Here is a 12,443-nt window from a genome sequence, read left to right on the forward strand (position 1 = left end):
AACTAGTCAAAAGTGCCATACAAATGGAAAAAGGAAAAAGAGGTTGAGTAAAAGAAAAGTGAGGTTGAATCATTGGATACTAGAGTACAAGAATTAGTGGAGTATACAATAAATAAATTTGGTTTAAATCAATACTACCTACAAAACTATTATTTCAATCGCACGGTTAATTCCTTCAATGAGACAGTTTATACACTTGCAATGGAGTTTTTTCCAAATCATGCTGAAAAAGATGATGACGATTTAAATCCAGACGGCACAGCTTGTATTGAGATTAATATTGAAAATCGAAAGTTTACTAGTGTAATTTTTGTTATGGGCAAGTCTTATACAGAAAATGGGTTTGTATTTAATGGTGAGATGGAAGAAGTCATAGAATGGGTGGAAAATGAAACGGGTTTAACTTATGGGAAACATTTTCAAATACATAAAGAAGAAAAAGGGGAAGTTTATTTTAAGGCATGCATTAATAGTATCTCCGTATCCCCTTCAGGATGGATTAATATCAAGTTTAACGAAGAAGGCAAGCTAACGTTATTTTCTGTATTTGGTGAGTTTCCTTCAATAGAGGTAGCAGAAGAGTTTTCACTGAATTTCGATAAAATAGACCATTTGAAAAAAGAACAAATCAAACTAATTAATTTTCCATCTTATGAAGAGAAAAAATTATACTCGATTTATGCAGTAGAAGAGATTTATATAACAAATGATGGTACAAGAACAATTCCATTTGAGATTTTTAAGGACGAGAAAGTGGACCATATAATCTATTGGGAAGAGCCCTTGAATAAGTCCTTTGAACGAAAATACATTAATTGGATGGGGGAGATATCAGCAGAACAAGCCTTTGCAAGTGAACCTTCTCCTGATATATTCCCAATTACAGAGCTTGAACAAGAAAAGTGCATCTCAGCTGTGAGGGATTTTTTACGTCAAGAATATCCAAACGATTCAGGAAAATGGGTGCTAAAATCGCTAAGTCGTGAAAAAGGATATATTCACGCAACATTAAAAGCCAATTCACAAGATAATTATGTGTTTCAAAGGAAAATGAAAGTTTGGATTGATCCAGAGCATTTTAAAGTAGACAATTACATGGATAATGATGTTATGTTGGAAACCTTTAATGAATTCCAACCATCAGACAAAGGTACGATTACAAAAGAAGACGCATATGAAATGTTGGAAGAGTATTTCGAGCTAATACCAACCTTTGTTTATGATGAAAAACAACAACAATATGTCTTATGCGGAAAGCTAGATTGCCGTTACGGTGTAAATGCAGCAAGTGGTGAAGTAGTATTGTTGGATGAAATTTAGATTCTCTGGAGAAAAAAAGAACCCTCAATAATGAGGTTGGGTGCTAGATATCTAGTTGAATGTTGGGGTTCTTTTCTTTTAATTCATTTACAAATACATCTTTATCCTTAGGCGAAATTTGAACAGTTTGAAATTTCCCGTAATTAACTTCGATGCGTTGCGCGGAAAGGGAAGGGGCAACAAATGGGTTTGTTGTATACCGAATAGAGCGTATTTCGTTTATATGTATCGCCTTTTTCAGAGGTCCATATGTAATGTGAAGGACATCATCTTCAATTATATAGTGAGTACTAAACCAGACTGCTGCTAATAAAGTGACAAGTGCAAGCAGAAGCATTGAACCGAACGCATTTTTTTGAATGAAAGCAGTTTGATAGAAAAGCCAACTAAATGCACCAATCAAAATCCAAATAACAATCCCCATCCAAATATCCTTTATTGACGAAAACATCATAGTATCACCTCATTTTTTCATACGTTCGATGCATTAGATTGGTTTCAAAAATTATCAAAGAAAGTAGACTAGTAAAATGAAAAAAGTTTATTTCGCTATTCTCCTATTATTAATATTTGGTGGGGGTCTAGCCTTCATAAAATTTAACCCACCCATAGAAATCGGTACTCTTGGCTATAGTGAAGATAACAAATCCGTTGTCGTCGGTATCGGGAATAATGGTTTTCGTAATTTGAAAATAGTAGAGGTTGTTGTTAATCAGCATGAAAAAGCTTCAGATGTTAAAATCCAAAAGAGTAATGCATTACAAGGATTTATCGTGACGGACGACTTCAGAAATGTAGAAGCGAAAGAATATGTTTTTACGGATATGAAACAGGTTTCAATCAAATCTGGCACTTCACCATCTGCTAATTTTGAAAAATTAGATGAGGGAATGGCTTCTGAAAATGATGAAATATATGGTATCAGCGTAATTCATCCTAATGCTATCCATACGGTTCATATCAAATACAAATACTTTGGCATGTCATTTAATGAAACAGTGGAAATATTATAAACGGGGCGGTTGCGAACAGCAATCGCTTTTTTGTGGCAAGTATAGCAGATTATCCGACACTTATAATACAAATTAAAAAGGATTAAAACATACTACTAAAGCATATTTCAATCCTTAAAATTATGAAATGTACCCCAGTTCTCTTGTCGAGCTAGTTGAGGATAAGAAGATATAAAGTGAACGATGATAAAAGCAGAATCGAGATTTGGAAATTGGTTGAATAAGTATCGATCACCATAACGGATTGCCGTCAATGCTAGCGGTAATTCCCGTTTGAAAATCTCATTTCGTCTCATTGCTGTGGCGAAATCATGCTCTCCTTGATCGAGATAAACATAAACATCGTAATACCCATTACTATTCCAATTACCTAATACTTCATCTCTCGTCGTCTGATTGACTTTATCCCAAGCATATTGAGTGCCAATTGTTAAAAATAGTTCACCCGTGGAATCAGAGTGAGTGAGGGTATATTTTCTTTGAAGTATTGGATTTCTTGCTGTTACGCCATCTCTGTATTCAACAGAAAGTTTTTCAGCATTGAACTTACTCAAATAATCACCTCAAAACGGTTTTTTTAACAATATGCTTTTAAAACAAATCCGATTGGGTAAAAGTCACTGAAACATAGAAATGAAAAAGCTAAGTACTTGAGGGGAGTGCAATCCCAAATACTTAGCTTTAAATTGTATTAAATTTTCAGAATTGTTTGTGTACCGGGTACGTTAAATTTTAAACTTGTTCACAACATCTCTTAATTCTTCCGCCAGATTAGCAAGGGAGTTAGCAGAAGAGTTGATTTCTTCCATGGATGCTAATTGCTCTTCTGTGGATGCAGCTACTTCCTCGGAACTTGCTGCATTTTCCTGTCCTAATTCTGTAAGAAGTTTAGCGTTTGCCACAACATCCTTCACACTTTCCTGGATGTTTTCCATCGTAACCGTAATTTCTTCAATCTGTGGCGTAATATTGCGAGAGTTTTCGATGATATGCATAAATTTCTCAGCAGATGCTTCAGTAACAGTTACACCTTGATTTGCATTGCGGAGTACTTCACCCATCATTTTCACCGACATTTCTGTGTCCTTTTGGATGCTCGTAATAATTTCACCTATTAACTTAGTAGAAGTTTGTGATTGTTCTGCAAGTTTTCTCACTTCATCGGCTACTACTGCAAATCCTTTTCCGTGCTCACCAGCTCTTGCCGCTTCAATTGCCGCGTTTAGTGCAAGTAAGTTCGTTTGGTCTGCAATATCATTGATCACTTGCAAAATCTCTCCAATTTCTTTAGAACGATGAGATAAAGATTGAATGACTTCATTTGACTTGCTTACAGATTCATTGATAAATTTCATTTGCTCAAGATTCGCTTCAACGGATTGTTTTCCATCTTCCGCTTCTTTTGAGGATTTTCTCGCAAGTTCTGCAACTTCTTCAGATTGCTCTGAAATTCTTAAAATCGATTCCAATGTATTAACTAAGGATTTTTCATTTTCTTCAAGTTTTTCAGTTGATTTTTCTACACCACTAGCGATTTCCTGAATAGCTGAAGCTACTTGTTCCGTTGCAGATGATGTCTGAGTAGAACTAGCGGTAAGTTGTTCTGATGAAGAAGCCAAATGATCAATCGTTTGTTTTAAGTTTACGATAATACCATTTAAGGTGTTCACCATACTATTAAAACTATTGCCGAGCTTCCCAATTTCATCGTTTGAACGAAGAGTAATTTTTTCAGTAAAATCACCTTCTGCAATTTTTTCAGCTGCACGATTCAACGAATGAATTGGATTAGTGATTGAACGAATAATTAAAATAATGACAATGCCACCAATAATTACACTCGCAACAATGACAATAATCGTATTGATTAAAATAGGTAACGCATTTTCATCAATTTCTTTTGAATACATTGTTCCAGCTAATTTCCAGCCAGTAATTTCGTTCGTTGTAAAAAACATTTCCTTTTCGTCTTTGCCTTCATGTACATAATGGAATGTTCCATTTTCACTTTTATACAGGTTTTCAGATTCTTCATTTTCCGGCGCATGAGACCCGATTTCTTGTTGCGGATGGTAAACATATTTACGATCTGCGTCTAAAATATAAGCATAACCATTATTTCCTATCGTAATGGATTCTGTTAATTTTGCGATTTCTTCCAGATTAACATTGATTGCTATTACCCCTTGTCCATCTTTTGTTGATTTCGCAATCGTCACAACTAATTGTCCAGTAGCGCTCGATATATAAGGTGATGTAATAATCGCTTCACTTTTATTGGCCATTGCTTGTTGATACCAGTCTTGTTTTCTTGGGTCAAAATTAAGAGGATTGACAACCGTTGATGGAGCATTCATATAAACGCCTTGTTCGGTTCCAATCGAAGTAAGTTCTAATTCTGAATGAATGGCTTTATATGTTTTTAATTGATTTTCGACAGTTGTACTATAACCAAGATTCGATTTCGCTTTTACTTTCACTTCCGAAGCATTAATCGTCTCAGCAAGATATTCAATATCTTTAATTTTTGGTTCGAAAAACTCTTTAATATTTTCATTTAGATAATCAACAGATTGTGAAGCAGATTTCATCATATCGTCTTTTACAACAGATTTTGCAAATGAAAATGCAAATCCCCCTACCAAAATACTCGGGACAATAAGAATGATTATAAAAGATAGCCACAACTTTTTTCTTACTGTCATACTAGATTTTCTTCTTGCTTGTTTGTTCATGATGCATCCCCCCTCGTTACAATAACTATACAATAATAGCATAATTTTACTATTTATATAAGGTAGAAATCTACTATTAGCGAGTTTGAAAATTAGATTTTTTTACTGGTTGGGAATAAAATTATCTGGGAATATTATTCTATGACAAAACAGATGAGGAGCAGAATCGTGAAAAAACTAGGATTTTTATTCATGTTTATAGGAATCGTATTAATTGCTATATTTATGTTTACTGACATACAAATAACATTTAACTCATGGCTAATTGGTTTTATCATCAGTTTACTTGTTTCTTTTGCAGGCATGGTATTATTAATTTTACATTTAGCAAAGGAAATTAAAGAGGAAAAACGGCTGAAATAAAAGGGGATTTGACATGCAGCAATTACAGTTTGAAGCATCTTGGGAAAAAGCTTTGTCTACTCAAGACAGAATGAATATTCAAGAAATATTTAATCAATCAAAACATTTTAATAGTTTGGAGATTACTTGTACGACTGTACGAGTGGCTATCAATCATCAAGAAGCATTACTAGTAACAGCATTAGTTCATAACTTTTCGAATACTATTCTTACATTTAAGGATACGAAAGTGAGTTATACGATTGAAGGGGAACTCATTGCGGAGAATCTTTTCACTCTACCAGCACTTGAAATCCCGGCAAAAGTAAGTATGCCATGGACATTTATATTTCCAAAAGGAAGCTACATCACGAAGACTTCCTATGAAAATGGGCAGATGGAGATTCATCCTATGTATACATAAGTTGTAGATTTGCCCGAACGAATGTCAATTGGAGAAATAAGCTATAGGTGCTCAATTCTTTCTAGAATGGGCACTTTTTTAGTGGGATAATTTAATGAAGGAGCGTCTGTTTTCATATTATCCGACAATTGTAGATTGGAGAGTATATATGCAATTAAGTGAGTATCTAGATAAGAAATTCCCTGGGCTTGTGTTAAGGCCAAGTCTTTATTATCAATGGAAGAATAGTATTCATTTTGAATTAGCAAAAGGTCTTTATCAAATAAAAAGTAACTCAGATGAACTCAACCCACATTATTTCAACACAGTTTATTACCAAGCAACAACATTGTTTAATGAACTGTTCTCAGATGGTGATCAACTTTATTTGGTTACGAATATTTATCAGTATAAGAACGATTACAAGACAAGTAGAAAGAAAATGAAAGTTTATCATCATTACGTTAAAAATAAAAATCTGCGTTATCGACTAAAACAAACAAGGCTTCCATATATGTTTGATGATGAAGAAGACGCTATGGAAAAATGTACATCCCAATTCTCTTTGTACTGTCAAAAACAAGATCTTCGCTATGAACTTTTAATTAAGGCAATTTGTAACCAAGATTTTCACGAATTACAACCAAGATTACACAACCCATTTGGTTTATACGAGCCAGATATCTTTTTCATCAACACAACGAAGGATATCATTTTTTACATTTATGATGACAGAGGATGTGAAGTCATCGCAAAGGATATTGAAACAATTCGGCCGTTATATGAAAAATATATTGATTGGGTTGATGAGTATTGCTTTGGAGAGATAAGTGTACTATTTAAAAAGTTATGATATTAGTATTAATTTCGTACCGTAGATGAGCAGATTATCCGACACTTATTTATATATTTTAAAAAAACGTATTTAGTTAGTAAAAAAGGAAAGAGTATGCTCCAATTTGGAACTTTTTACAATATATACCGTCTAATAATGCAGTTGAGCATTTGAACTGTATACATTTCGATGAATTCCAGTAAATGGAAAATTGTCTTCTCGATGAATTCTAGTAAATGGAAAACTGTCTTCATCCAATCAATGATTACTAAAATCACATGCAAAATTAGTCTTCATACCCCAGATGAATGTAAAAAAATTTTAGAGAAATCGAGTAAAAAACGCATTCATAAGACAAATGAATACAAAAATGCCAAGAAAACTTATAAAAAATGGTCTTCATACATCAGATGAATGCAAAAATCCTGGGGAAATTGAATAAAAAACGCATTCATAATGCCAATGAATACAAAAAAGCGAAGAAAACTTATAAAAAATGGTCTTCATTCCCCAGATGAATGCAAAAATCTCGGAGAAATCGAGTAAAAAACGCATTCATAAGGCATATGAATACGAAAATACCAAGAAAATTTAGAAAAAAACGTCTTCATACATCAGATGAATGCAAAAATCTTGGGGAAATTGAATAAAAAACGCATTCATAAGGCCAATGAATACGAAAATGCCAAGAAAATTTAGAAAAAAACGTCTTCATACTCCGGATGAATGCAAAAATCTCAGAGAAATGGAATAAAAACAGTCTTCATATAATCGGTGAATACAATAATGGTACTGAAAATCAGAAAAATCAGTCTTCATTGCAAGCTGATAGTGTGAATTCGGCACAGTTGTTAGATTAACAGTGCCTAAAGAGGGAAGTGAGCGTATGAAAAACAAAAAATCATTTATTAGTTTAATCTTTATTACATTCCTTTTACTTGCAGGGTCAATTGCGTTAAGCCTGTTGCGGGATGATAATCCATACCGATATTTCACAGGGATGGGCGAATCCTTCGATTTATCACCCGATGATGATCAATATCTGTTTTCTTATTATTTAGATGGAAAAGAAGATATTTATCGTTCGACCATCGATGGAAAGCAAGTAGAAAAATTAACAAAATCGGAATCTGCCAATTTTCATAGTCCGAGATTTTCAAAGGATGGAACGAAAATTCTTTATTTAGCGCAAAATGCAGAAAAGATTAACACACTATATATTGCGAATAAAAATGGCGATGAGGAAGAGAAATTAACAGATGATAAAACCCACGTATCTGAAGCTGTTTTTTCAAACACTGGGGAAGAAATTTATTTTATTGCAACTCCGGCAGAAGATTATTTGAAGGTTGAAGGGGAAACTACTGAAGGCTTTGATTTATTTGTTTTGAATCTTGCAACAAAAGAAATACAACAACTGACAAACCAAGACCATTTTATGATGGAAAATTTGGCTCTGTCTCAAGATGGAAAAACAATCTATTACACTTTGTTCGAAATGAATAGAGAAGTTGTAACTGCTTTTTCCCTTGAAGAAGGTTCTGAAAAAGATGCACCAGGCTCTAATAAGTTACCGGAAGAAAGCTATTATATCAGCTATTCACCAGATGAAAGCAAATTAGCTTATACGACGATTTCAGAAGAGTCATTTGATAGTTCGCTCTTTAAATACGAGCTATTTTTACTTGATATTGAAAGTGGCAAAAGTAAAAGGCTGACTAATCTTGAATCATCAGTAGTATCACCGAAATTCTTCATGAGCGAAAATAAAATCGCCTTTTTAGAAAATACAAATTGGCCACTTGATCCTAAAAAGCATACACTTCACGTAATGGATTTAGGAAAGGAAGAAATCCAAACAGTCGATATCACGATAAATCTTGAAAAGTCGAGCCATTTCTTATCAAAAATAATTGATACTTTTGCCAATGGAGTGACTGTCGCGATTTTGTATGTCATTTTGTTATGTTTAATTAGCACATATTTAGCAAGCTATCATTATAAAAACAGATATTACCCAGCCATTTTTAGCGTTATTTTATCCATCCTAGTATTGATTAGTAGCTTTATTGTTGCAGCTACCATTGATCCTTGGTACGGCATTGGGCTTGGTATGATAGCGGCTGCGTTATTTGGTTGTACGCTGGTGGTCTTACTCTATTCCTTTGCTTTAAGATTTATCGTGAAAAGAGGAACGGTTGCGTAAAAAATTTTGATATTTATAGAAGAAAAGCATTAATGAATAGTTGTACAGTTATGAAATAAGCCTTTAAAGTTCTACTTTTTAGTAGAACTTTTTTTATGAATTATTTATGAGTTATGACCTCATGCAAAAGTTTTAAACTCCTTCATTATAGGCATTTAAGCGTATATAGTAGGAAACAATCTCCAGTAAGGGTATAGTCTGATGAAAGGGTGCGAAAATTTGCACTCAAATTTTTAATAAGTGTTATAACCCTTTTAAGAGAAATATATTATTAAATAATTCAAATTTGATTTATCTATATATACCCTACTATTTCCATCTCTCTAAACTACCAAATTTGTAATCATATATTAATAATTATAGTACAATACTGTTGAAAGTTAATAGATTTGGATAGAAAAATATTAATATTGTGGGGTTATTAAAAGTGGAAGTTAAAACATTTTCATATAGATTTGCTGAGGAAATATTACAACATCCGAAATTTATTATGATATATGAAGAGTTAATAGAAGTTTGTAAAGATTGTCCAGTTCCATTATACGTAGGAAAATCAAAGAAACAAAAACAGCTTGAGGTAATACAACAATTAATGAATACATACTTCCTATTACGTTTTAAAAGTCTAGGTTGGGAGTCTGAACCATTTGCTACACCAGATACTTCAGAAGATGCTTTACGATCAGATTTTAGAAAATCTTTCGTAGATCCACAAACAGGTGAAGTATTACTTACAATTCAAATAGAAGTTGAATTCGGTAATGTTGCTTCTAGTTATAGAAATTACTTCAAGTTCCAACTTAGCTTTGCAAATGCCCTAACGGATATATGCGTATTAATCTTACCTTCCAGTTCACTCAGTAAAAGGATAGATAGCGGCGTTTCAAATTTTGAAAAAACAAAAAGAGAAATACCTTCAGCAAAATTATCCATTACTGTTCCTACTCTTGTACTTGGGCTTTTTGATGATTGTTCAACGATATGGAATGTGAAAAATATTACAGAAGATTTAAAAGTGTTAAAGGGTGATTCACGAGCTACTTATTTTAGACATTGTGAGATTGTTCGAGAATATATCGATTCTTTAGAGTAATAATTTATGTAGTGATATAAAATAATTATCAAAGAAATGTCAAAAAAAGACTCAAAAGTTTGAGCTAACAACGTTTTGAGTTTATTAAAATATTATTTGGTGTGTATTGCATAATAAAAGTGCAGACTAGTGCAACGAATTTGTACAGAGTCTAGCACTTTTTTAGTGCAAAAAAATAGACTTGCCAGCCACCCCAAGTCACTCTACTGTTAAAGTGTCGAATTTTACCAGTGGAGGTTTGAAAGGATGCTAGCAATGTCTGAAATTAATTGTATCAAAACTTTAAGAAATGAAAAAGGATTGTCTATTTCTAAAATTGCAGAAACTATGAATGTAAATTGGCGTACCGCCAAAAAGTATGGTGATGGCGATCAGTTACCTCAAGAAAAAAAGCATATTAAAAAAGGGATGATGTACGAAGAAAAATGGGGAGAAATCGTTATAGACTGGCTTGAAGAAGATCTCAAACTAAAGAAAAAACTACGTCGAACAAATAAAAAAATAGTTGCGGATTTAAAAAGGATGGGGTTTAAAGGATCGTATCGAACGGTCTGTAACTTTATTCAAGAATGGCGTGCGACAGAAGATGATGAAGTAAGTAAAGGGCATGAGCGATTACAACATCCAGAAGGTGAAGCGCAACTAGATTTTGGCGTAATGGAGGCTGTTCAAGACGGAGAGATTGTCGATGTTCATGTTTTAGTTATGACGTTCCCAGCTAGTAATACTGGTTTTGCGATACCGATGCCTGGAGAAAATTTGGAGTGTTTCCTAGGTGGGTTACAAGAGCTGTTTAAGCAAGCTGGTGGAGTGCCAATTAGTATTCGAATTGACAATTTAACACCTGCGGTCAAAAAAGTACGCAAAGGTGATACAGAAGCTGAATTAACAGAAGCATTTCGCCATTTCCAAAACTATTATGGCTTTAAAGTGCAAGTGTGCAATCCATCCAGAGGTAATGAAAAAGGAAATGTGGAAAATAAAGTAGGCTATGTACGATATAACTTCTTTAGCTTACCACCAGTCATAAAAGACTTTGAAGATTTAACGGAACAATTAAAGCAACAACTGAAGGAAGATCGTGACCGACCACATTATGAAAAAGAAGAACTCATTGAGGATTTATGGCAGCAAGAGCAAAAGCAATTAATAAAATTACCAGAAGATCCGTATCCAGTATTTAAGCAGTTTCCGATTAAGTTTAATAAGTATAATGAGTTTAAGTTAGACAAGCATTTTATTCATGTGCCTAGAGCGCGTAACTATGTGCAGTTATATTGCATTACGTATTGGGATTCATTCAAAGTGATTACAAATGAGGGAGAAATTTTATTATCAGATGCAAGACCTTATATGAAGAAACGACGTTTCATTCCATGGAAAGATATTTTAAAAGATTGGTTAAAAAAGCCTCGTGTTATTGGTCATTCACGTTATACCCCTTATTTACCGACTCGTATAAAGGAGTATTTAACAGTTCCATCCTTGGCATTAAGGAAACAGCGTCTAAATGAATTACTCACTCTTTTAGTGACTCATGATATGAAAGAAATTGACCAGTATTTTTATGAACTTATTGGAAAAAATAGCGATGATCAAGAACATCCTTACGGTGTAAAATGGACTGATTATGATGCGCTATCTCCTAAAGGAATGGAGGCTTCAAGTCATGAATAATGCCATTTTACAATTGTGTAAGCAATTGCGGTTAGCTCATATCGCTGAAGCAATACATGATGTTCCATTTACAACACCTGAAGAATATATTTACCAACTTTTATTAAAAGAACAAGATGGTCGGGAACAAGCAAGGATCGCAAGAAACTTAAAGAATGCCCGATTTATCGATACGAAAACATTAGAGGGCTACGAATGGCACAAAGATATTTGTTTACCTAGTCATCTATCGAAAGAAGAACTAGTGCAGCTCGATTTTATTCGAAGAAAAGAGAATGTAATTCTAGTAGGGGCGCCTGGAACTGGTAAAACACATTTAGCTTCAGCACTGGGTAGAAAAGCTTGTGAGCAAGGTTTTGAAGTACGTTTTTATCGAGTTTCGCATTTAGTAGAAGAATTGGAACAGGCTTTACATGTGGGGAAATTAAAGCAATTTCGAAATAAATTAGAGAAAATTGATTTAATGATATTGGATGAAATGGGTTATCTTCCATTTGGTAAAGAAGGAGCGGAGTTACTTTTTCAAATCATTTCTGAATTTTACGAACAGAAGAGTTTGATTATCACGTCAAATTTAGAATTTAGTCAGTGGAATCGTATTTTTTCAGATTCACGTTTAACGGCAGCTCTGGTGGATCGTTTGATTCACCATGCCCATATTATTTCTTATACGGGACAGAGCTTCCGTTTAGCCAATGCGTTGTCGAGAAAACAGTAAAAATATTGGGTGGCAACACTCTGTATTTTTCATTGCAATTCTCTGCATTTTTATCTTGCAAAATACATTTGGTCTAATGTATTATTTTTTTGGACGAAGAT

General features: G+C 33.7%; 13 protein-coding genes. 10 read left to right on the plus strand and 3 right to left on the minus strand.

Annotated elements, in window-relative coordinates:
- Positions 1-72: 72 nt before the first annotated feature.
- A complete protein-coding gene (locus tag NKR20_RS07685; RefSeq protein WP_253425017.1) occupies positions 73-1,320 on the plus strand; it encodes a hypothetical protein in 1,248 nt (415 codons plus the stop codon).
- Positions 1,321-1,363: 43 nt separating this feature from the next.
- On the opposite strand, the gene NKR20_RS07690 is transcribed toward NKR20_RS07685, so the two are convergent.
- Positions 1,364-1,774: a PH domain-containing protein gene (locus NKR20_RS07690; protein ID WP_253425020.1), complete on the minus strand. Its 411-nt coding sequence runs from the start codon at positions 1,772-1,774 to the stop codon at positions 1,364-1,366.
- A 76-nt stretch (positions 1,775-1,850) separates the two neighbouring features.
- Between NKR20_RS07690 and NKR20_RS07695 the strand changes: the two genes are divergently transcribed.
- Positions 1,851-2,333: a hypothetical protein gene (locus NKR20_RS07695; RefSeq protein WP_253425023.1), complete on the plus strand. Its 483-nt coding sequence runs from the start codon at positions 1,851-1,853 to the stop codon at positions 2,331-2,333.
- A 107-nt stretch (positions 2,334-2,440) separates the two neighbouring features.
- On the opposite strand, the gene NKR20_RS07700 is transcribed toward NKR20_RS07695, so the two are convergent.
- Both NKR20_RS07700 and NKR20_RS07705 read right to left on the minus strand, forming a co-directional pair.
- A complete protein-coding gene (locus NKR20_RS07700; protein ID WP_253425027.1) occupies positions 2,441-2,887 on the minus strand; it encodes a staygreen family protein in 447 nt (148 codons plus the stop codon).
- Between the two features lie 171 nt (positions 2,888-3,058).
- Positions 3,059-5,068 (minus strand): methyl-accepting chemotaxis protein, encoded by a 2,010-nt coding sequence (locus tag NKR20_RS07705; protein WP_170148393.1) that lies wholly within the window; start codon positions 5,066-5,068, stop codon positions 3,059-3,061.
- 168 nt (positions 5,069-5,236) lie between these two features.
- Between NKR20_RS07705 and NKR20_RS07710 the strand changes: the two genes are divergently transcribed.
- The 8 genes from NKR20_RS07710 to istB all read left to right on the plus strand — a co-directional run bounded on the left by NKR20_RS07710 (position 5,237) and on the right by istB (position 12,342).
- The gene (locus NKR20_RS07710) at positions 5,237-5,431 is read left to right on the plus strand and encodes a hypothetical protein (protein WP_121213866.1); all 195 of its coding nucleotides are present in this window, start codon (positions 5,237-5,239) and stop codon (positions 5,429-5,431) included.
- 13 nt (positions 5,432-5,444) lie between these two features.
- The gene (locus tag NKR20_RS07715) at positions 5,445-5,834 is read left to right on the plus strand and encodes an SLAP domain-containing protein (RefSeq protein ID WP_253425031.1); all 390 of its coding nucleotides are present in this window, start codon (positions 5,445-5,447) and stop codon (positions 5,832-5,834) included.
- 94 nt (positions 5,835-5,928) lie between these two features.
- The gene (locus NKR20_RS07720; protein ID WP_253425034.1) at positions 5,929-6,666 is read left to right on the plus strand and encodes a DUF3885 domain-containing protein; all 738 of its coding nucleotides are present in this window, start codon (positions 5,929-5,931) and stop codon (positions 6,664-6,666) included.
- Between the two features lie 704 nt (positions 6,667-7,370).
- Positions 7,371-7,508, plus strand: a complete 138-nt coding sequence (locus NKR20_RS07725) for a hypothetical protein (RefSeq protein ID WP_253425037.1) — start codon at positions 7,371-7,373, stop codon at positions 7,506-7,508.
- 26 nt (positions 7,509-7,534) lie between these two features.
- Positions 7,535-8,854, plus strand: a complete 1,320-nt coding sequence (locus NKR20_RS07730; protein WP_253425040.1) for a hypothetical protein — start codon at positions 7,535-7,537, stop codon at positions 8,852-8,854.
- Positions 8,855-9,281: 427 nt separating this feature from the next.
- On the plus strand, positions 9,282-9,947 hold the full coding sequence (locus NKR20_RS07735; protein ID WP_253425044.1) for a BglII/BstYI family type II restriction endonuclease: 666 nt from the start codon (positions 9,282-9,284) through the stop codon (positions 9,945-9,947).
- 246 nt (positions 9,948-10,193) lie between these two features.
- Positions 10,194-11,624, plus strand: coding sequence for an IS21 family transposase (gene istA, locus NKR20_RS07740; RefSeq protein ID WP_121216048.1), 1,431 nt, complete (start codon positions 10,194-10,196; stop codon positions 11,622-11,624).
- Positions 11,617-12,342 (plus strand): IS21-like element helper ATPase IstB, encoded by a 726-nt coding sequence (istB, locus tag NKR20_RS07745; protein ID WP_036180664.1) that lies wholly within the window; start codon positions 11,617-11,619, stop codon positions 12,340-12,342. Before istA ends, istB begins: the two co-directional genes overlap by 8 nt.
- Positions 12,343-12,443: the final 101 nt, after the last annotated feature.

This window comes from Ureibacillus endophyticus (genome assembly GCF_024159215.1).
Lineage (GTDB): Bacteria > Bacillota > Bacilli > Bacillales_A > Planococcaceae > Ureibacillus > Ureibacillus endophyticus.